16 protein-coding genes and 1 tRNA gene are annotated in these 21,402 nt (G+C 64.7%); 10 read left to right on the top strand and 7 right to left on the bottom strand.

Features of this window, described 5'->3' with window-relative positions:
* Nucleotides 1-55: 55 nt before the first annotated feature.
* The 6 genes from NMQ11_RS09190 to NMQ11_RS09165 all read left to right on the top strand — a co-directional run bounded on the left by NMQ11_RS09190 (nucleotide 56) and on the right by NMQ11_RS09165 (nucleotide 7,271).
* The gene (locus NMQ11_RS09190) at nucleotides 56-1,207 is read left to right on the top strand and encodes a metal-dependent hydrolase family protein (protein WP_255167409.1); all 1,152 of its coding nucleotides are present in this window, start codon (nucleotides 56-58) and stop codon (nucleotides 1,205-1,207) included.
* A 63-nt stretch (nucleotides 1,208-1,270) separates the two neighbouring features.
* Complete coding sequence (locus NMQ11_RS09185) at nucleotides 1,271-2,497, top strand: helix-turn-helix transcriptional regulator (RefSeq protein WP_255167407.1); 1,227 nt, start codon at nucleotides 1,271-1,273, stop codon at nucleotides 2,495-2,497.
* Between the two features lie 90 nt (nucleotides 2,498-2,587).
* Nucleotides 2,588-2,662, top strand: a tRNA-Glu gene (locus tag NMQ11_RS09180).
* Nucleotides 2,663-3,124: 462 nt separating this feature from the next.
* The gene (locus NMQ11_RS09175; protein ID WP_255167405.1) at nucleotides 3,125-5,374 is read left to right on the top strand and encodes a sensor histidine kinase; all 2,250 of its coding nucleotides are present in this window, start codon (nucleotides 3,125-3,127) and stop codon (nucleotides 5,372-5,374) included.
* Entirely contained in the window at nucleotides 5,371-6,897 is a 1,527-nt protein-coding gene (locus tag NMQ11_RS09170) for a histidine kinase dimerization/phospho-acceptor domain-containing protein (RefSeq protein ID WP_255167403.1), read from the top strand. Before NMQ11_RS09175 ends, NMQ11_RS09170 begins: the two co-directional genes overlap by 4 nt.
* The gene (locus NMQ11_RS09165) at nucleotides 6,894-7,271 is read left to right on the top strand and encodes a response regulator transcription factor (RefSeq protein ID WP_255167401.1); all 378 of its coding nucleotides are present in this window, start codon (nucleotides 6,894-6,896) and stop codon (nucleotides 7,269-7,271) included. The genes NMQ11_RS09170 and NMQ11_RS09165 overlap by 4 nt, the downstream gene beginning before the upstream one ends.
* A 29-nt stretch (nucleotides 7,272-7,300) precedes the next feature.
* Here the strand turns inward: NMQ11_RS09165 and NMQ11_RS09160 are convergent, their stop codons facing one another.
* The 3 genes from NMQ11_RS09160 to NMQ11_RS09150 all read right to left on the bottom strand — a co-directional run bounded on the left by NMQ11_RS09160 (nucleotide 7,301) and on the right by NMQ11_RS09150 (nucleotide 11,092).
* Nucleotides 7,301-8,377, bottom strand: coding sequence for a glycosyltransferase family 2 protein (locus tag NMQ11_RS09160; protein ID WP_255167399.1), 1,077 nt, complete (start codon nucleotides 8,375-8,377; stop codon nucleotides 7,301-7,303).
* A gap of 33 nt (nucleotides 8,378-8,410) precedes the next feature.
* Nucleotides 8,411-10,288: a bacterio-opsin activator domain-containing protein gene (locus tag NMQ11_RS09155; RefSeq protein WP_255167398.1), complete on the bottom strand. Its 1,878-nt coding sequence runs from the start codon at nucleotides 10,286-10,288 to the stop codon at nucleotides 8,411-8,413.
* 468 nt (nucleotides 10,289-10,756) lie between these two features.
* A complete protein-coding gene (locus tag NMQ11_RS09150; RefSeq protein WP_255167397.1) occupies nucleotides 10,757-11,092 on the bottom strand; it encodes a hypothetical protein in 336 nt (111 codons plus the stop codon).
* 192 nt (nucleotides 11,093-11,284) lie between these two features.
* On the opposite strand from NMQ11_RS09150, the gene NMQ11_RS09145 reads away from it, so the two are divergent.
* From NMQ11_RS09145 to NMQ11_RS09130, 4 genes are all read left to right on the top strand, one after another.
* Nucleotides 11,285-12,751 carry a flippase gene (locus NMQ11_RS09145; RefSeq protein WP_255167395.1) on the top strand — a complete coding sequence of 489 codons (1,467 nt, stop codon included), beginning with the start codon at nucleotides 11,285-11,287 and terminating at the stop codon, nucleotides 12,749-12,751.
* Nucleotides 12,752-12,766: 15 nt separating this feature from the next.
* Nucleotides 12,767-13,549, top strand: a complete 783-nt coding sequence (locus NMQ11_RS09140) for an AAA family ATPase (protein WP_255167394.1) — start codon at nucleotides 12,767-12,769, stop codon at nucleotides 13,547-13,549.
* Nucleotides 13,546-14,430 (top strand): glycosyltransferase family 2 protein, encoded by an 885-nt coding sequence (locus NMQ11_RS09135; RefSeq protein ID WP_255167393.1) that lies wholly within the window; start codon nucleotides 13,546-13,548, stop codon nucleotides 14,428-14,430. The genes NMQ11_RS09140 and NMQ11_RS09135 overlap by 4 nt, the downstream gene beginning before the upstream one ends.
* A 145-nt stretch (nucleotides 14,431-14,575) precedes the next feature.
* Nucleotides 14,576-15,490, top strand: a complete 915-nt coding sequence (locus NMQ11_RS09130) for a glycosyltransferase family 2 protein (protein WP_255167392.1) — start codon at nucleotides 14,576-14,578, stop codon at nucleotides 15,488-15,490.
* A 27-nt stretch (nucleotides 15,491-15,517) separates the two neighbouring features.
* Here NMQ11_RS09130 and NMQ11_RS09125 read toward each other — a convergent pair whose 3' ends face one another.
* The 4 genes from NMQ11_RS09125 to NMQ11_RS09110 all read right to left on the bottom strand — a co-directional run bounded on the left by NMQ11_RS09125 (nucleotide 15,518) and on the right by NMQ11_RS09110 (nucleotide 21,213).
* Nucleotides 15,518-17,191 (bottom strand): asparagine synthase C-terminal domain-containing protein, encoded by a 1,674-nt coding sequence (locus tag NMQ11_RS09125; protein ID WP_255167391.1) that lies wholly within the window; start codon nucleotides 17,189-17,191, stop codon nucleotides 15,518-15,520.
* Between the two features lie 29 nt (nucleotides 17,192-17,220).
* Entirely contained in the window at nucleotides 17,221-18,513 is a 1,293-nt protein-coding gene (locus NMQ11_RS09120) for an O-antigen ligase family protein (RefSeq protein ID WP_255167389.1), read from the bottom strand.
* Between the two features lie 121 nt (nucleotides 18,514-18,634).
* The gene (locus tag NMQ11_RS09115; protein ID WP_255170878.1) at nucleotides 18,635-19,432 is read right to left on the bottom strand and encodes a glycosyltransferase; all 798 of its coding nucleotides are present in this window, start codon (nucleotides 19,430-19,432) and stop codon (nucleotides 18,635-18,637) included.
* A 278-nt stretch (nucleotides 19,433-19,710) separates the two neighbouring features.
* On the bottom strand, nucleotides 19,711-21,213 hold the full coding sequence (locus NMQ11_RS09110; protein WP_255167387.1) for a sugar transferase: 1,503 nt from the start codon (nucleotides 21,211-21,213) through the stop codon (nucleotides 19,711-19,713).
* Nucleotides 21,214-21,402 lie beyond the last annotated feature (189 nt).

The following is a 21,402-nucleotide window of genomic DNA, read 5'->3' as shown; positions in this document are numbered from 1 at the left end:
CACCGCGCCGAAGGCGACCGGCAGAGTTTATATTCCGCCCCCGGCGACGTTCACTATGGTTGTACTTGTCGGTGGGACGGTCGTCGACGCGGACGGGAGCCGCGTCGCAGACGTTGCGGTCGAAGACGGGCGGATCGTGGCCGTGGGGGACGACGTCGACGCGCCGGGGGCGGAACTCGACGTTTCGGGCCGGTTCGTGACGCCCGGGCTGGTCGACGCCCACGTCCACCTCGGCCTCGACGGCCGGCCGGACATCGCGACGTTACAACTCGAGAATACGTACGACGGCGCCTACCGCGCGGCGGCGAACCTGGAGGCGGCGCTCGAGGCGGGCGTGACGACGGTTCGAGATCTGGGCGCTCGCGGAACGATGGCGATCGACGCGGCGCGGGCCGTCGACGCGGGGGTCGTCGCCGGTCCTCGCGTCGTCGCGTCCGGCGAGGTGATCACGATGACCGGCGGCCACAGCCACTGGCTCGGTCGGGAGGCCGACGGGGCCGACAACGTGCGCGCGGCGGCACGCGAACAGCTCAAGCGCGGCGCCGAGGTCGTCAAGTGCATGGCGACCGGCGGGGTCCTCACCGAGGGAACCCGGACCGGCGTCCCCGAACTCACCAGGGAGGAACTCGCGGCCGCGGCGGCGGTCGCCCACGCGGCGGGACGAACCGCCGCCGCCCACGCTCACGGGCGGGAGGGGATCGAAAACGCCGTCGAGGCAGGGTTCGACAGCGTCGAACACGGGACGTTCATGGACCGCGACGTGGCCACCCGCATGGCGGAGCGAGGGACGTACTGGGTCCCCACGGCGAACGCCGTTCACGGAATCTGCGACGCCGGGGCCGAGGGCGGTATCCCCGCCGAAACCGTCGCGAAAGCCGACGCGGCGCTCGAAGCGTTCGACGACGCCTTCGACCACGCACTCGCCGCCGACGTTCCGATCGCGATGGGGACCGACGCCGGCACGCCGTTCAACGAGTTCTCCGAGATCCCCCGGGAACTCGTCCGTCTCGTCGATCACGGTCTCACGCCGGCGGCCGCACTCGAGGCGGCGACCGTCGGGTCGGCGTCGCTGCTCGGCTTCGACGACCTCGGTCTCGTCCGGGAGGGGTACCGGGCGGATCTACTGGTTCTCGAGAACGATCCGCTCGAGGATCCGAGCGCGTGGCAGCACGTCGACCGCGTTCTCTCGGACGGCCGTCTCGTCTGAATCCGGTCGCGTCGTCGGTTCCATTCACAAACTCTTTTAACGGGCGCACGTAGTGATAGACGAATGAATCGGGCGGCCCCCGTTGGACTCGTCGTCCTCGTCATCGTCGTCGCGCTCGCCGGGGTGAGTGGATCGATCGTGGCCGACACGGGCGCACAGGTCGATTCGCAGGACCGGGCGCCGGCCACCGACACGGTCCAGCAGACGACGGACGCACAGGAGAATTTCAGTGGCTCTTCCTCACAGGAGTTCGACAGCACGACCTTCGAGATCACCGTCTACGAGAACGGCACCGCGACCTGGACGTTCCGTCACGACCGGCTGCTCTCGAGTAGCTCGGAGGAAGCCGAGTTCGAGGAGTTCGCCGAGGAGTTCGAGGAGGAGGAGACCGATCTCTACGTCCGCTTCACCGAGCAGGCGCAAGCGCTGACGGGAACCGGGAGCGACGAAACCGACCGGGAGATGGAAGCGACGAACTTCGATCGATCGGCCGGAATCGAGCGCCAGCTCAACTCGATCGGCGTCGTCGAGATGACGTTCACCTGGACGGAGTTTGCGGAGGTCGACAACGGGACCGTCACCGTCGGCGACGTGTTCGACGGCGGATTCTACATCGGTTCCGGTCAGACACTCGTCGTCCAGCCCGGCGACGATCTCGTGTTCGCGAGCGTTCAGCCCGAGGCCGAGTACACCGGTCCCTCGGTCGAAGAGAGCGACTCCGTCTCCTGGAGCGGCGACTACGAGTTCCTCGACGGCCACCCCCACATCGTGTTCGAACAGCCGACGGAGGAGGGCGACGGGGCCGACGACTCCGACGAGGAGTCCCAGACCACGGAGCCGGAAGAGGAGTCTTCGTCCTGGCTGGTCGTCGCCGGCCTTCTCGTCGCCGCACTCGGTCTCGGCGGCGCGTTCGTCTGGCACCGGTTCGGACGATCGTCCACGAACGGCGGACCACCAGACGCGGGCACCGCGGGGGCGACGGAGGGTGCAGCCGGTGGCGATCCCGCAGCGGCGGGTGCGGCGGCGATCGGTTCCGAACCGGACACCGTTCCCGACGAGGACCTGCTGACCGACGAGGACCGCGTCGTCACACTCATCCGTAACAACGGCGGCCGGATGAAGCAGGTCAACATCGTCGACGAAACCGGCTGGTCGAAGTCGAAGGTCAGTATGCTGCTTTCGGATATGGAGGAGGATGGTACTATCAGCAAACTCCGCGTCGGCCGTGAGAACATCATCAGTCTCGAAGGCTTCGAGCCCGAAGCGACCAAGTCGCCGTTCGAGGAGTAACGGACTGCTGTGTGAAAACGAGACACTCTCGGCCGGAAACGGAATCCTTAAACACAACTGCGCGCAACGGATAACTGCAGACGTCGGATCGCTCCGTTGGTGTAGTCCGGCCAATCATATTGCCCTCTCACGGCAATGACCAGGGTTCGAATCCCTGACGGAGCACTCCTCTTTCCGAAGTTTTTCTCGGCGAACAGTGCCCCGGTTCTTGACCGGTCACAGAGGTACCCCGGCGTTTCGATCCTGCCGAATGTGAGTTCGACAACGCGACCCTCGGAGATCGTCGATGCATCTCAGACCGACCTTCGGTTCGTGATGCCGCCGGCGGCGAGGACGGTGACGAGACCACTGTTCCCGTCACGGTGACCACGCTCTCGAGCGGTCACACTCACACCAGAGAACGGCCTTCTCGAGTTATTACTAGTTATGGATTGTGATACGTCGGTCTAACAAACATCATAAACGCGGTCTATCGGCAGGTCAGTTGGTTCGCAGGAGAGCGAACCCCCCGGGAGCGGGATGGTTTTATCTGTTTCGCTGCTGACGTTCTCTTACAGTCGAACGACCGGGCTCGGGGCGGTCGCCCGTTCGTCGGTAAACCACTCGTAATCAAGGATCGACGGGCCCATGACAAGCAGCGAACCCACAGAACGCGCGCGATGCGTAACGCTTCTCTGCGTCGGATACGAGCGTCGTGACCGGGATCGAATCGCTGCGAGCTTCGAAGGAATCGACTCGTACGAGCCGCAGACGTTTGCCGTCGATTCCGTCGAGTCAGCGGTTGCGTTTCTCGAGGAACGGCCGGTCGACTGTATCGTCAGCGAGTACCATCTCGACGACGCACCGGGGACGGCGCTGGCTCGAGAGGTCGACGTGCCGGTCGTCCTGTTCGTCGAAGACGGCAGTGAGGCGATCGCGAGCGAGGCGATCTCTGCGGGCGTCGACGAGTACGTCCGCCGGAGCGGAGATCGGGGGGCCTATCGGGAGCTCGTCGACGTCGTTTCCGAAACGGTCGTGAGTGCGCGGCGAGACGATCACGAGGCTGCGATGCTGGCGGACGTTCCCGTGAACTCGCTCCCGATCATGCTGTACACGATCGACGCGCAAGGGGTCGTAACGCACTCGCGAGGGCGAGGCCTCGCGAACATCGGTCTCGAGCCGGACGAAGTCGTCGGCGAGTCTGTGTACGAGCTGTACGGTGACCTTCCGGAGGCGATCCACGGCGTCGAGACCGCACTGGAGGGCGACCTCGTAACGACCTCGGTCGACGTCGGCGGGCGAGCGATCGAGACGACGTTCGCACCGATAACCGACGGCACGTCCGTCGACGGGGTTGTCGGCCTCTCGCTCGACGTCACCGAACAGGTCGCCGCCGAACGCGAGGCGCGCCGACTCTACGCGGCGATCGAGAGCACCGTCGACGGGATCGCGATCCTCGACGAGGCGGGCGAGTACGTCTACGTGAACGAAGCCCACGCGGACATCTACGGGTTCGACGACCCCGAGGCGATGATCGGACGGGGCTGGCAGATGCTGTACGACGACGAGGAACTCGAGCGCTTCCGAACGCAGATCCTCCCGGAACTCGAGCGCGAGGGAGAGTGGCGCGGGGAAGCGATCGGAACCCGGACCGACGGGACGCAGTTCAGCCAGGATCTCACGCTCACGACGTTAGCGTCCGGCGGACTGGTCTGTGGTGTCCGTGACATCACGGGAATCAAAGAGCGCGAGCGCGCCCTGAAATCGCTCAACGACACCGCGCCCCGGTTGATGAACGCGAGTACCCACGCCGAGATCACACGACTCGCCGTCGAAACTGCGCGCGACGTACTCGATCGACCGATAACCGGCGCCTGGCTGTACGACGACGAGTCGGAGACGCTCCGGCCGTTCACGACGGCGGACGGCGTCGACGAAGTCGACGACCAGCCGGCCTTTCACCCCGGTCAGAGCTCCGTGTGGGGGGCCTTCGAAACCGGCAACTCGACGGTCGTCAGCGACGTGATCAGCACGTCCGACGGCGAAACGCCGGTACGAAGCGAGCTGGTCCTCCCGCTCGGCGAACACGGGGTGTTGATCTGCGGGTCGGTGCGGGATCGGCGATTCACCGAGTACGACCGCGAGTTCGGCACCATCCTCGCGGCTGCGACGGCGGGAGCGCTCACCCGCGCTGATCGAGAGATGGCGCTCAAGCGTCGAGAGCGCGAACTCGAGCGAAAGAACGCCCGACTTGAGGAGTTCGCGAACGTCGTGGCTCACGACGTCAGAAACCCCCTGACGGTCGCGAAGGGGTACCTCGAGATAGAGCGGGAGCGAGAAGGCGCCGCGAGCCGTCATCTCGACGGCATCGAACACGGACTCGAGCGAGTGACCGAAATCGTCGAGAACCTGCTCGTACTCGCGCGAGCCGGCGAGCGAATCGGAACGACCGAACGCGTCGAGATCGACCGGATCGCCAGACAGGCCTGGTCGACCGTAGGGGCATCCGAGGCGCGAATTCTGTTCGACGGAACACGGGTCGTCGAGGGAGATCGACTGCGACTGACGCAGCTGTTCGAGAACCTGTTCCGAAACGCGATCGAGCACGGTGGCACCGACGTTACCGTTCGCGTCGGCGTCCTCGACGGCGACGCCGGCTTCTACGTCGAGGACGACGGCCCCGGTATTCCGCGCGACCGACGCGAGCGGCTGTTCACGGAACAGCCGACCGAAGACCGGGACGGCGCGCGTCGGTTCGGTCTGGCGATCGTTACCGACATCGTCGAGGCCCACGACTGGCGACTCTCCGTTACCGAGAGCGCGAGCGGCGGCGCGCGATTCGAAGTCCTGACCGCCTCCGACAACACGGCCGGCGCGTACCCGTACCACACACAATGACCGACCTACCAGACGACTCGGAGACCGACGATGACCGCTCTCGCCTCGAGTCACTGCTCCGCGTCGCCCGACGCGTCCTCGAGAGCCCGACCGAAACCGCCCTCTACGACGTCGTACTCGCCGGTCTCCCCGACCTGTTCGACGTCCGCGACGCCGCGATCACGATCCGGCGTGACGATCACACGGTCACGATACGGGGAGAGGACTCCGACCGATCGAAATCGGGAGCGGGCTCGATACCGGTCGACCGACGAGAGCGGGTGATCGAACGCGGCGGGACGGTCGTCGTCGACGGGCCGAACGACGGCTACAAACCCCCGGACGGGAGCCAGACGCTCTGTACGCCGTTCGGGGATTCGGGACTGTTGCAGCTCACCGCAGACGACGGATTCGACGACGAAGACGTTCGATACGCCGAACTCCTCGGGGAAGTCGTCAGCGCTCAGCTCGCTCGGCCGATCGCAGCGGGCGCCGTCGCGGCGGGCGATTGCGACGCGTTTTCCGAGTTCCAGCGCGGCGTGCTCGAGCTCGCCTCTCACGAGCTTCGCACCCCGCTGACGACGGTCCTCGGCTATACGGAGATGCTGGTCGACGAGGAGCTCGGTGCGCTCTCTCCGGACCAGCGGGCGGCCGTACAGCTCGTTCTTCGGAAGGCGACGGAACTGGACGCGACGCTCGAAACGCTGACGTCGGCGGTCGACGGACGACCCATTCGCGGCGGGTCGACGCTCGAGTCAACCGACGACAGGTCGAACGTACTCGGTGTCGTCGACAGACCGGTGGTCCTGCTCGGGCTCGAAGCCGAGTTTGCGAACTACCTCACCGAACAGCTCCAGAACGTCGGCTACGCCGTTACCATCGTCGACGATCTGACCGCCGCTCGAGAAGCGATGAGTGCCGACCCGTCGTCCGTGCTCGTCGTCGACGCGTTCGCGGCGAACGTACCCCTGGACGTGGTGTGGCACGAAAACACACGACCTGGGACGAAAATCGCCGTACTCTCCATCGTTCGTGAGGAGGCGACCGGCGTTCCCCTGCTCGGGGTCTCGGCGTACCTCGCCGAGAACGAGCTGGCGCTCGCCACCACGGTCGAAACGCTACTCGGCGCCGACGGCCAGGGCTCCGTCCGCGCGCTGCTGTTCGACGCAACCGCCGTGGACGAGCCGGTAGAGGGCGTCCCCGACTCGTGGGACGTGACGACCGTCACGGATCTCGAGTCGGTTCCGGATCTCTCCGACGGCTACAACATCGCGATCGTTCGAACGGACGGTTTCGACGCGAGCGACACCGAAAAGCGCGTAGTGCGCGCGCTCCGCGAGCGACGAGACGGGCGCCGACTGCCGGTCGTACTCGTCGACCGGTCCGGCTCCCAGAGAGAGCCGCAGTTCACTGTCGGCGGAACGCTGTTCGTTCAGCGACCGCTCACCGTTTCCGATATAGTGTCGGCACTGATCGCGACGTCGGTGACGTCCACAGCGAAATCGTGCGACGACCGTACTCGACCAGGAACACTCAACAAATGACTCGATCGATCGTACTCGCCGAAGACGACGAAGACATTCAGCAGCTACTGACGTTCAAACTGCAGGCCAGCGGATTCGACGTACAGGCGTTCGGAGACGGGCGAACGTGTCTCGAGTACCTCCGGGACACCGACGAGCCGCCAGCGGCCGTCATACTCGACGTGATGATGCCCGAGTTGGACGGGTTCCAGGTGCTCGAACGGATCCGCGAGGACGAATCGCTCGCGGATCTCCCGGTGTTGATGCTCACCGCGCGTTCTCGCGAAGGCGACGTCGTCGAGGGATTCGAACGCGGCGCCACCGATTACGTGACCAAACCGTTCAGTCCGAGCGAGGTGGTTGTGCGAATCGAACGCACGATACAGGCCATGTGAGCCGTCTGGGTCCCCGTCGGGTCGGGCGGTCACGACGGATAGGCGGTACGGGACACGTTGAGCGTGTGAAGGAAAATCGCACCGACACAGGCGACGAATCCGGAGACGCCGAACAGGACCGTAAGCGCAGCGAGGCCCAACGAGACCGACCCCGTTCCGAGGTACGCCGTCGTCAGCCAGTAGCCGGCGGCGGTGGCGAGGAGCAGGCTCACGACGCCGAACAGTCCGAGGCTCAACAGCGGGTGGGCACTCTGGACGCTCGTTACGATGTGGCTGACGAGCGAGTAGCCGTGTGCGAACGGGCGCTCGGTGTTCGGGTTTTCGACGTCGTATCTGGCCGCGATCCTCGCCTCCGCGATCGCGTACTTCCGTCGGTGGGCGTGGTAGAGGATATCCGTGCTCGCGGACATTCCGCCGTGGATTCGGTCGTCTGCCGCCAGCGAGTTGATCGCCTTGCGACTGTACGCGCGGAACCCGCTCTGGGTGTCCGAGATCCGGCGAGACCGGCGGGCCGTGCCGACACTGGCGTTCGTCAGCGCGTTCACGATCATCACACCGAGGCGCCTTCCGGCGGGCATATTCTCTGAGGCGCCGTCGACGAAGCGACTGCCGATGACGATCGCCGCGTCGGTCTCGCGCTGGGTCTCGACGAGGGTCGGAACGTCTGCCGCCGTGTGCTGGCCGTCTCCGTCCAGCGTCACGAGGTGCGCTGCGTTCCGGGCCGCCGCCTCTCGAAACAGCGACTTGAGCGCCGCGCCGTAGCCCCGGTTGTAGCCGTGTTCGATCACGACTGCACCCGCGTTTCGAGCGCGGGCCGCGGTCTCGTCGCTACTCCCGTCGTCGACGACGGCGACCAGGTCCGCGTACCGGTCGGCGCTCTGCACGACGGCGCCGATCGACGCTGCCTCGTTGTACGCGGGGATGCCGACGACGACCGGCCCGAGGTCGTCGACGCCCGGTCCGACGCGGTCACCGACCGTCGTCAGTGACGTGCCGCCAGCCGAACGGTTCGATTCGACACTCCGTTCTGACTCGGTGCCGGCGACCGCCCCCCGATCCCCGTTCGCTGCCGCCCGTAGAACTCTCGCCTCGAGGAAACTCTCCATGGGGAACACAGGGGCAAGAGCGGTAATACCGCACTACCGTGGTATCTCGGTATCGGCGATCTGCGAAGAGGGGGTACCCTCCGTCAGAACGATACCGAGCACCTTGGAGTGGGCCGCCTGAAGGTGCTGGTGGAGCGTCGAGGAGGCGATTCCGAGCGAGTCCGCCAGCTCCTGTGCGGTCGTTTTCCGCGGGGAGTCGTAGTAGCCGGCGAAGTATGCGGCCTGAAGGATCGACCGCTGTCTCTCGGTCAGGGACTCGGTCACCGCGCGGCGCGTATCGACCACCGGTTGGGCCGGGAGCGTAACCGTGCGTCGGGCGACCAGTGCCGCCCCCGGAAACGCTTCCCGGAAGATCGTTACGGCTTCGCGGACGTCACCGTCGGGCGGGAGCCGGACGACGACCTCTCCCGCTCCCTGCTCGCAGTACATCGACTGGACCGTCGCGCCGTACTCGACAAGCCGGAGTGCCTCCGAGCCAGCGCTGACGGTGAACTCGAGAAACGACTGCTCGGGACAGCGGCTGATGACCCTGGGCTCGCTGACGGTCGGATCGGTTGCGACCGCCTCGCGTATCGCCTCCGGAGTCGTCCCCTCTACGGAGAGATAACAGAGCAGCCGCTGTCCGTCGATCGGTACGATCCCCTCGAGAGTGAGCGAGCACTCGAGTCGCTCGGAGAGCGAAACGAAGACCGCGTTCGTGCCGGTGAGCGAGATCGTGAGTTCGGTCGCGACGTCGGAGAGCAACAGCTTGCGGTTGGTGGTGGCGTTGATCGCGAACCCGACCACCTCGCCGAGCACCTCGAAGGCGTGTCGCTCCGCCTCCCCGGGCGAGTCGCTTCGCGCCCCCTCGACGACCAGTACGCCGTAGACGGTGTCGCCATAGGACAGCGGAACCAGAACCGTCGGTCGGTCGGAGCCTGCCGGTGCGGTCTCCCCCGCCGCAGGACGGACGACCGAGACCACGTTCTCCCGAAACGCTCGCCCGATCTCGGATCGGACGCCCTCCTCGCACCTCTCGGATTCGGTCCCGCTCGCGGCAGCGACACCAGCCTCGGAGCGTCGCTCTGCGACCCACGCGCCGCGGTAGAACCGCGACTGTGTGAACCGATCACAGATGGTCGTTTCGATCGTCTCGCGCGTCGAAGCGGTCACCAGTGCCTCGATGATCTCGTCGATGAGCGCGTTGATCCGATTGAGACGCGACAATTCGTCGCGCTGTCGCTCGAGCGCGCGCTCCCGCCGCTTTCGCTCGCTGATGTCCCGACAGACGCCGGTCGCCCCGATCGTCTCACCGGCGGCGTCGACGACCGGGTCGCCGCTGATCTCGTAAGGAATACGATCCCCCGAAGCGGTCACCAGCGTCAGTTCGGTCGTCACGCCCGCCCCACGGCCGGTAATCTCGTGGACGACCGTCGTCCCCGCTCCGTCTCCGGCGCCGGGAAAGAAGTCCTGGAGGGACATCTCCGCGATCTCCGGGTCGTCGTACCCGGTGACGTCGACCAGCCGGTCGTTCCACCGGAGCATCCGCCCGTTGTGGCCGATAGTGTAGACGATATCGCGCTGGACGTCCAGCAGTCGCCTCGTGAACACAATTTCCTCGCGGAGCGCGCGTTCCAGTCGCTTCCTGGCGGTGATATCGAGCACCAGTCCCTCGATACGGGCGGCCGGTTCGTCGTCGCCAGGTACGGGGTAGCCCCGCTCCCACACCCAGCGTATCTTCCCCTCGTTCGTTCGGATTCGGTACTCGAGCGTGAACGAATCCCCTGTTCGAACGCTCTCTTCGACGGCGTCGGCGACCGTTTCGGTGTCGTCCGGGTGGACGATGTCCGCCTCGTAGTTCACCTCGTTCGCCTCCAGGGAGATCGGATCGTATCCCGTGAGGCCGAGACAGCCATCGCTCACGAACAGCATCGAACCACCTCGTTCGGATCGCCGGCGGTAGATTATCCCCGGCAGCCTGTCGAGGAGCCGCCGACACGTCCGTTCGTGCTCGCTCACGGCAGCCTCTCGGTCCGTCGCCCGAACGATTCCGACACGGTCTGCCACCACGACCGGGCCCCGTCCAGCAGCGCCCTCGAGCGTCCGTCGACGGAGCGGTTCCGATCACGGCGAGTAACTCGCACCGAACAGAAGGGGCGCTCGGCGCCCCCAACGGTGGCGAGCGGCCAACCGCTCCGGGAGTGCCCCTCGATCGCGGTCGGCGGGTCCGACAGCGAGGGTGCCGTCGTCATAGCGAGCGTACCACGAGAGAGAACAATAAGGTAGGGCGTCAACGACTCCGACAACCCGCGAGAACGGACTGTCCGGATCGGATACGCGTTGGCGATACGCCGGCATATTCCCTGCGGGACTCGAGAAGCGGCGTCTCGAGACGGCGACCTACTGCGAGGGCAGTTCGCTGCGTTTCGAGTCGGTCGACTGGGGACGGTCGCCCTCGAGACGCTCCCGGTCGTCGTCCGAGAGCAGGGAGTCTACCCCGTCGTGTTCGGCGGCCGTCAGCAGCGTCGCTCCCGCCCCGAGGCGTCTCAGGCGGGCGATCCTGTCGATCGTTTCGGTCCACTCCTGGGCGCACTCGAGGTGGAGGTCCCACTCGTAGAACGAGGACCCGGTTCCCTGCGGGGGCCGGACGGTGATGGACTGTTCGGCGCCGTGGAGGGTACGACAACACCAGATGCACCGCGTTAGCTCGAGTTCGACGTCGGTTTCGTTGCTCATCTCGATACGGCCGTATACGGAAACAATCTATGTAGATGTACTGGTTAAGAAGACCATCAGTTATACCGAGACGGTCCCTCCCTGTAGAAACGCACATCGGTCGTATCGAACGAGTTTTATGGATCTGCCAGTGTAGTACCGGTATCTCCTGGTCAGGTATGGCCGTAGTATCCGGAATCTTCGGGGGCTGTAATGGGCGTTGAGGAGCGGATCGTCTCGGGTTTCAAAGCCGAGTTCGCGATGCAGGTGATCAAGATCCTCGCCGGTGGGCTCCTGATCGTCGTCCTCGCGCGACTGCTGACGGCCGAACAGTACGGGATACTCCACCTGACGATCTACCTCTGTTCGATCGTCGTGTTACTCAGTAACCTCGGGATCCCTCGCGCCGGTGCCCGGTACATAACCGAGTACGAGGAGAAAGATCCCGGCCAGATTCCGAACATCCTCAAAACCGCCCTCGGAATCAACGCGATTACCGTCGGCGTCGGCCTCACGTTGCTGTTTCTGTTCCGCGGCCAGATCGCGGTCTGGTTCGGTGAACCAGCTCTGGAGACGCTGTTGCTTCTCGGGATCCTGTACGTGATCTTCGAGAACGCGATGGAGCTCTGCAGACGGTTTCTCCAGGGGTTCAAGCGCGTCGAGTGGAGCGCGTCGCTTCCGGGCGTATTCACGATCACTAAATTCGTCGCCGCGATCTCGCTCGTCGTGCTCGGCTACAGCGTCGCCGGTGCGTTGCTGGGGTACGTCGTCGGACTGGCGGTCGCGTCGCTCGTCGGAGCCGTCATGCTCTACTCAACCGCTCGAGAGTACACCGCAGCGCCGATCGAACCGGGACTTCGGCGACGGCTGTTCGAGTACAGCCTGCCGCTAACCGTTACCAGTAGCAGCAATATACTGATGAAGCGCGTCGATATCGTCCTTCTCGGCTTCTTCTTGACCCCGGTCGCGGTGGGATACTATACGGTGAGCAAGCAACTCATCAGCTTCGCGTCGAACCCTTCCAGTTCGCTCGGCTTCTCGATTTCGCCCCACTACTCGAGCGAGTACTCCGCCGGGGACGTCTCTCGCGCCGCTGAGCTGTACAAGGGCGCTCTTCGGTCGATGTTCGTGCTGTACGTACCGGCGGTGGTGGGTCTGATCCTCGTCGCGGAGCCGACGGTTCGCTACATCTTCGGTGCGGAGTATATGGGTGCCGTCCCCATCGTTCAGGTGCTGTCGATCTACCTGCTCGCCGACTCGATTACGAACGTGACCGGAAGCGGTCTCGACTACCTGGGCAAAGCCAAGTTTCGGGGTGTGCTGAAGGGGACGATGGCGATTTCGAACGCAACGCTCGGGATTCTGTTGATCCCGACGATCGGTGTTCTCGGGGCCGCGATTCCGACGGTCGTAACGTATGGGATTTACGCGCTCGGGAACGTCTACATGATGTGTCGCCTCCTCTCTATTTCGCACGCGGAGTTGCTCCGTATGATCGCGAAAATCGTCCCGCTTTCGCTTCTGATGGGTGCCGCCGTCTACAGCCTCCTGCCGCTGGTTACCGGGCTCGTCACCCTCTTTCTCGTCGTTGCGACTGCCGTCGTCGCATACGGTCTGCTCGGCGTCTACACGAACGTCATCGATATGAACCAACTCAAGAAACTCGCCAGTAGTGGCTAACACCGAACAGTACAGATGAACGCTCACGTCGAACTCGTCGGTCTACCCGGAAGCGGAAAATCGACGCTGTCAGCGATGGTCCGAGACGCGGCTGCCCGCAGGGACGAAGCGGTGTACGACGACCGGGAAGCGTACACGACAGCGGTTCTGCGAGCGTACCTGCCGCGTCCAGCCGCCCGGTTCGGAAAACGCGTTCCACCTCGAGCGGTTCGGGCGCTCTCTCGGTGGAGCGGGTGGCGCGCGGATACGCAACTCGCGTTCCAGACGAACTATCCGCGGTCACACGAGCGTACGAGCGAGTTGATAACCGAGTACGCTACCAGCCGGAACCGGTACAACTGGCTGGTCAAAAAGACGCTCGAGCTCGAGGCCCACTACCAGAGCGCCCAACGGCGACTCCGCCCGACCGAATCCGTACTCTTCGACGAGGGGTTCGTACACTGCGGACTCTCGCTCACCTGTCCGCCACGCCCCCGAAAACCCGTCTCGAACGCCGATCTCGAGTCGTACCTCGAGGCGATTCCCCTCCCGGAGACGTGCCTCTTCGTCACCGCCCCGATCGACGTTTGCAAACGGCGTATGGATCGGCGGGAGAAGGGCCGCCCGGGACAGTACAGCCACCTCGCCGACTCCGAGTTCGATCGGTTTCTCGAGCGAACCGACCGAACGATGGAGACGATTCGCTCGATTCTCGAGGAGACGGAGGTGACCGTCGTCGAGTTCGACACGGGTACCGAGTTGACGGAGACGAAACGGGCCGTCGACGAGTTCGTCGACTCAGAGGTGTGCGACCGGTGAGCGTCACCGTCTCCGTGGTGATTCCCGTGTACAACGACCCGGACGGGGTCGTAGAGACGCTGACGTCCCTCAGAAAGCAGACGTATCCGGTCGCCGACTACGAAGTGATCGTCGTCGACAACGACTCGACCGATACGACGCGAAAAGCGGCTGCGGACGTCGCAGACCGCTCCGAGAACGTTACCGTCGTCGACGAAACCGACGTCCAGAGCTCGTACGCGGCGCGAAACACCGGGGTAGAACACGCCGCCGGCTCGCTCATCGCGTTCGTCGACGCCGACATGACCGTTCCGCCGACCTGGCTCGAGGATCTCGCGTCTCTGTTCGACGACCGGGACGTCGACTACGTCGGCTGCAACGTCGAACTCTACGTCGAGGGGGCGCCGACGATAACGGCGGAGTACAACGTCGCAACCGGATTTCCCGTCGAGTACTACCTCACGGAGCAACGCTTCGCACCGACCTGCTGTCTCGCCGTCCGCAGGGCAGTCATCGACGACGTCGGTCCGTTCGACGCGACGCTCGTCTCGAGCGGCGACCTGGAGTTCGGCCAGCGGGTCGCCGCCGCCGGCTACACGCAGCGGTTCGCACGCGATATTACGGTGTATCATCCCGCTCGCAAGCGCTTCGGTGAACTCCGGTCGAAGGCGATTCGCGTCGGCCGCGGCCACGAGCAGCTGTACGAGAGCCGCGGCGACTCGCGGCCGATCGCCGATCCCAGAAACGTTCTGCCGCCACATCCAGGGCGGTTCCGAAAGCGGCTCTCGGGGTCGCACTCACCCGACCGGTATCTCGCGTTCTACCTCCTGTCGTACGTCTACAAACTCCACCTGCTCGCGGGGCGGATTCTCGAGCGCCGGTCCCGCCGGCACCCCCGCTGATCTGTCCGCTCTGTGTGACCTGCCGTGTTTGCCGACCGAAAACGGTGGAACGACGGCCGCCCACGCCCGAATGCTGCTGGGTCAGCTCGTCGATCGAAATTTTCAGGACGGCAGTTATTTGAGGTCGAACGGGTGCAGTTATGGTATGTCAAGTTCCGGCGGTCCGGAAGCGTCCGTGATCATCCCGACGCACAATCGTCCGGAACGGCTCGTGGGTGCCGTCGAAAGCGTCGCGGCACAGACCGTGACGCCGACGGAAGTCGTCGTCGTGAACGACGGCTCGGACGTCGAGTACGGCGACGCGGTCGATCGGCTCCCGGGCGAGACGTTCGATCTCAACTACATCGAGTGCTCGAGTTCCGGTGGAGCGGCCAGAGCACGAAACATCGGCGCCGAGGCAGCGAGCGGGTCGGTGTACATGTTCCTCGACGACGACGACCGGTGGCGACCACGGAAGGTAGAACGCCAGCTTCGAATTCTCGAGCGAGAGCCGACCGTCGGTCTCGTCTACTCGGCTCGAGTCGCCGTCGACGAGGACGGAACCGAACTCTATCGGATTGACGCGAGCAAAGAGGGGGTGCTAGCCGATCAGATCCTACTGCGAAACCACATCGGGACGACGTCCTGCGTCGCGGTTCGCGCGCCCCTGTTCGACGCCGTGGGCGGGTTCGATCCGTCGATGCCGGCGCTTCAGGACTGGGAGCTGTGGATTCGACTCTGCCAGAAGACGGCGGTCGGAGTCGATCCCGAACACACCGTCGAGTGGACGACACACGCCAACCCCGGCGACCAGATGACCGGCGAGCCCGAGCGGTACGTCCGCGCGGTCGCTCGCCTCGAGGAGAAGCACGCGGACAGGATCGCCACGCTCGACCGGCGGACGCGTCGACGAATCAGAGCGTATCGCTACAGCGCGATCGCGGACAAGTACGCTCGCGCCGGTTCGGCCAGACGCTTCCCCTACGTCGCTCGCAGCCTCGCGGCGTACCCCACGCTGACCGCCCTCAGTCGTCTGCTCCCCCGATCGTCGCTGGTTCGGCTTCGGTCGCTGCTCTCCTAACGCAGCCGTTCTCACGGCGGGCCAGCCTCACCGGCTCCCGTCGAGTCGCCACTTCGCGGTTCGATCGGCTGCGGTACGGCTCCGGTCGACGAATTCCCGCCCGAGCGTGCCGCCGATGGGAGCCATCGTCACGTCGCCGCTGGCGAAATCGAGGAGCCCCAGCGCCTCGAGGGTGAAAAACGAGTGGCGGTTCTCGGTCCCGGTGTAGATCCTCGCGAACGTCGACTCCGGGAGAGCGACCGGCCACCCGGACGGGTCTTTTCGGTAGCGGAGGTAGCTGTTGAGCGGTCGGATAAGGTCGAACACCGGGGTGTCCCTGAGCGCGTAATATCCGCGTCGAACGACCGAGTCGAGTTCCGTGGCGGTCGCCTCGGAGGGATCGACGCCGCCGTATCTCACGTAGAGTTCGTCCGTGTACGCCCGGAGGAGTCGCTTGTCGATGCGCGATGCAAGGGGCACCGTCTGCCAGAAGTCGACGAACGTTCGATCCCAGAACGGAACCCGGTACTCGACGTCGAAGTGGCGGTAGACGTCGAGGTCAGCATGGATCCACTTCGACTCTCGCTCGAGCCACTCCCAGCGCTCGTAGGCGGTCGCCGCCTCGGTCGGGGTCAGCCGTTCTCCGTCGACGGAGAGTCGTTCGCTCAGCTGCGATCTGAACATCGTCGTCAGCTCGTCGTCGAGATCCCACAGCCAGACGTTCATCTCGAAGAGGTCATCGACGACCCGATCTCGGGGAATCCGCTCGCGGGATTCGTACGCCCCCGTGAGGTGTTCAGCCATCGTGGCGGCGGTGTGACCCGGAAGGAAGAGGCAATCGTCGTCGACGACGTCGTTTCGCGTGAGCCGCCGCACGGCCAGCCAGTTCATGTGAACGATCCCCGGCAGTCGGTCGTCGTTGAACGCTCTCGAGAAGTACCGCTGGTACTCTGCGGAGCGGACGAGCGAACGCCAGTCCGCCGGCCGGTAGTCGACGAAGCGCCACGGAACGGAGAGGTTCTCGGCGACCGCTCGAGCGGTCGTCGCTTCGGCGTTTCCGGGCCGGCCGTGAGAGTACGTGAGGACGTTCTCGTAGCCGTGTTTCACCAGCAACAAGAGGAGCAGTCGGGAGTCGTAGCCGCCGCTGAGCGGAACGACGAGCTGTCGCCCGTCGGCCTCTCGAATCAGCCGCTCGACGACGGTATCGAGAGTCGCGACGAGCTCCGACCGAAGTTCGGCGTCCCCTCGATCGACCGGGTCGACCGTATACTCGTAGGACGGGGTCGTGGACACCTCACCGGTCCGTCGATCGACGGTCGTAACGGTCGCCGCTCGAGTCTGCTCGACGGTCGGACACAGCGTTCGGTCGTCGTGAACGTATCCGGTTGCGAGAAACTCAGCCTGGCTTTGCACCGTCGCGGTCGAACCCGACCGATCGACGCCGAGGTTCTGAACGGCGTCACCTACTCGAACACGGTCGTTGCGAACACTGTAGTAAATCGGGATCGACCGCAGGTGGTCGGTCACACAGTGGACGGCGTCGTCAGCGACGACGATCAGTGCGAACGGATGTCGCAGTTCCGTCGCGAACGCGCGGACCTCCGCCACCCCGGCCACTCCGTCGAGCCGTTTCGCCACCTCGCTGGCGTCGTGCGGTGTCGATACGTGAGCGGACCCGACCGTTACCCAGTCGTCGGCACAGTGAACGTCGACAGCCCTCATCTCACTAGAGAGACCCACGTAAGTCGTAATTACCTACCGGTTGAAGGCGTCGGCGTTCGGGCACGGTCCTCGTCGCCGTCGGTGACCGACGCGTCCCGCTCGCGGTCGACGGAGGGATCGGGAGCGTCGACGACGAACAGGAGCACCGGGAGGGAAACGAAGAGGATACGGTTCGTCGAGAGATCGCCCGTAACCATCGCGTTCGCGAAGACGTACACGAAAAACGAAACCGCGAGGCCGTGGAGGAGCGGCCGGTCGGTCTCCGCACTGAGTGAGACGGCCACGACGTAGCCGACGAGTCCCAGGAACAGCGCCGTCCCGACGATGCCGGCCTCGACGGCGATCTCGAGTACGACGTTGTGCGGGTAGTACCGGATGTCTTCGCCGTAGTAGAGGAGCGGGAACTCGCCGAGTCCGTGGCCCAGGATCGGGCGGTCGGCCCAGTACTGGATGCTACTGACGAAGTAATCGACCCGGCTGCTCGCACTCTGCTCTTCGCTCCACGTGAGCAGGCTGGTCAACCGCTCGATGGTCCTCGAATCCCGGAACACCCAGGCAGCGCTACCGGCGCCGACTGCGCCGACCGCGACGCTGGCCACCAGTTGTTTCGGAGAAATTGTCCAGTCGCTTCGAAGCGCGAGCCACCCGCCGTAGACGAACAGCGCGCCGAGCAGCGCGATCAGCGGCCCTCTCCCGCCGGTTTGTAACATGGCCCCGAAGCTAAACAGCGAGAGAAATCCGTACAGCAATTGGCGCCAGCGTTCGCTGGCCTGGAAGCAGAGGTACGTGAAGACGAGGACGCCGACGCCGAGAACGCGCGAGATGAGGATGTAGTTGACGTTCAGCTGCCAGTGTGCGGCCCGGTCGAGCAGGAGCCTGGAGTACAACACCTCCGTACTGAGAACGACCGCCGCGATACCGAACAGGACGAAAAACCGATGGGTTCGCCGCGGGGAGCCCGAAAACAGGGCGACGCTGCCGACGAACAGTATCGGGATAACCACGACAACCCGGAGCAGCTTCCACTGGGTGTAGCTTCCGCCGCTGCTCCACAGCACGGAAACTGCGTAAAACAGTACGAAAAGCGCGAAGAGTCCGATCGCGACCAGTTGCTCAGCTCGCGGCGGCGACCGAACCAGCGAGCCGGCTGCACCCACTGCGATGGCTGCGAGCAGGAGATAGTTGATCGGCAGACCCTCGAGTACGCCACCGAAATACCTGGCGGAAATGTAGATGTTGTAACACAGCAGTAACACGAGTGCTAGCTCGAGAGAGAACAGCTGACGGCTACGGCGGAGAGTGTCGGGGGTGCTCGTACTCATCTGGAACACCAACCGGTCACGGGGACCTCCTCCCGGACCGAGACGACACGGACGCCGTTCGCGACAGCGGATCCAGCGGCCCTGCGGGAGCCGACACGGGAGTTGGCGGGTACGATCGGGCTCACGTCTCATCCCTCAGGAATCGAGAGTAGATCGCTGCCCGGATGCGTTTCGGCAGCAATCGGAGGGGAATTCTGGAGAGTACGTTCACCAGAAACGTCGGAACGCCGATGTAACCCCGCCGGCGGAACGTCCGCTGCAGATCGAACTCGGTTTTCGCGTACTCGAGCCCACCTCGACGCCGGATGAGCCCCCGACCGGCCCGGGCGTTCACCAGCACTTCCGGGAGATTTGCGAGCGTGTACCCCTGATCGAGCAGCCGCATCCAGAGTTCGTAGTCCTGCATCGACCGCATCTCGGAGTAGCCGCCGCCAGCGAGAACGGAACGCTTGCGAAACATGACCGTCGGGTGGTTTATCGGGCACTTGTACGGCGCCTGCCGCGCGACGCTGTGGGGAGATGACGGGACCGTTCGCACGCGGTTCGTCCGCTCCGGATTCGTCTCGAACTCGGCGACGTATCCGCCGACGACGTCGACCGTGGGGTTCTCGAGCATGAACTCGACCTGTTTTTCGAGCCGTTCGGGCACGGCGACGTCGTCGGCGTCCATTCTGGCGACGAGGTCGTACGAACAGTACTCGAGTCCGACCTGGAGTGCCGTCCCGAGCCCGCGGTTTTCCTCGAGTGCGAGGACCGTGACGACGGTCGGATACTCGTCTGCCCACGTCTCGATGACGCGGTCGAGTGCCCCATCGAGCGGTCCGTCTTTCACGACGACGAGTTCGGCGGGCTCGTACGTCTGTCGAAACACGCTTTCCAGTGCGGCATCGACGTGTGGCGGGTGATCTCCGGCGTACACGGTAAGCAGAACGGAGACGGGTGGACGCCGCTCGGTCGGCGTGTGAGCGGAGTCGCTGGAAGTCACCTGAGCCACTGTACTACTCTGTCACTCGATTCGGTCATATTATAGCTGTGTTTCTCGCTTGCCACCGCCTCCGTGTCGTTCGAAGTGCGGACAGTCGCCGCTAGCACGGTAATCGAACTGCACCCGATCGAGTTCCGGTACCCGGGCGAACGTGGCCGTCGACCGGTGGGAACCGCACGGATCCGCGGCCGGAGGCCACAGCGGCTGGCACGTTACTTCGACGCGGTCGTCTCGTCGCCAGCGGGGCGGGCGAGGCTCGTGACGTCGACGACGACGTTCCAGAGCTGTCTGATGACGATCTTCATGTCGAACCAGAACGACTGTTTGCTGATGTACTCGAGGTCGTACCGGAGCTTCGCCTGCGGGTTCGTACTCTTGGCGTCGTTCACCTGTGCCAGTCCCGTCAGCCCGGGTTTGACGAACCACCGCTTTCGCCACGAGGCGGCCTCCTGCTCGAGCAACATCTCCTCGTCGGTCCAGGCGGCGCGCGGGCCGACGACGCTCATGTCGCCGACGAAGATCGACCAGAGCTGAGGGAGTTCGTCCAGGTGGGTCTTCCGGAGGAGCCGTCCGACGCGCGTGATCCGGTCGTTGTCCTCGTCCTCGGTGGGGGTCGCGGACTCGCCTTCGGGGACCATCGTCCGGAACTTGTAGATCGGGAACGTCTCCCCGAAGCCGGCGGTTCGCTCCTGGCTGTAGAGGATCGGTCCCGGGCTGTCGAGTTTGATCGCGACCGCGATGACGACCATCGCCGGGAAGAGTGCGACCAGACCGACCCAGGCGAAGACGATGTCGAACGCGCGTTTGAACAGGTGGTCCTGCGGGTCCCAGGGCTCGAGGTCGACGTCGACGAGTTCGCCGATCTCCCCGTCGGCGACCAGCACGCTGTCTGCGTAGTCGCGGTGGACTTTGACGTTGACGCCGTGTTCGTGACACGCGTCCAGCGCACCGAAGAACTCAGCACGATCCGCGCGCCGGAACGCGAGAACGACCGTGTCGACGTCGTACTCGACGAGCGCGTCCTCGAGCCTCGAGAGCCCGCCAAGCCGCGGGAGAGCGCCGATGCGACCGAGTTCGTCGATCTCCTCGGTGACGGTCTCGAGACTGCGCTCTCTGGTGTCTCCGAGCGCGCTCGGTTCGGTCCCGCCGTCCGTGACGGGGGGGTTCACGTGGTCGTCGGCCACCGTGCCGGCGATGGTCGGGCAGAGGTAGCCGATGATCGGCGAGTCGACTTCGGGGATCACCCGCTGGATCTGTTCGACGTCGTCGCCGACGATGACGGTCCGACCCATCGAGACCGATGGGCGAAGCCGAATCCACACGAACCACGCCGGCAGCGCGACGACGAGAAAGCCGATCGTCATCGTGAGCGTCGCACGCGGGAGTCGGTAGGACCAGTTGAAGTAACCGAGTGTTGCCAGCGCGAGTCCGCCGACAACGACCCGTTTCTGGGTGAAAAACACGGTGTCGAGGAACCGGCGCGGCTGGGGTTTGTACAGCGGGATCAGGCTCAGCCCGATCGCCAGAACGCTCAGCACAGCGGCCCAGGCGAGGGCCTCGCCCTCGAGGATCTCCGGATCGAGGTTGTTGAACACCGGGACGTACGTGGTGAACAGGACCTGCGTCGCCTCCTGGTTCGCCAGCAGTACGGCGGCGATAACGATCAGCACCGCTCCGACTCCCCCAAACGCTCGATATCGCCACCCGGTCAGCATTAACAAGCGATTACAACCCGCGATCACATAAGCGCTTTTACATTACACAAATTTGTACAGAAATTACGAGAACTCTCCGCGAAATTCACGTTATGCCGACACGGTTTGGACGGACGTCGGACGAAACGCCGCGTCCAGGAGTCTCACCGTCCGATTTCGGGCTGTTAAGATGATCGTGATCGATCATAA

This window comes from Natrononativus amylolyticus, from assembly GCF_024362525.1.
Lineage (GTDB): Archaea > Halobacteriota > Halobacteria > Halobacteriales > Natrialbaceae > Natrononativus > Natrononativus amylolyticus.
Note: the sequence above shows the minus strand (reverse complement) of the source record. Positions and strands in the feature narration are given on the sequence as shown.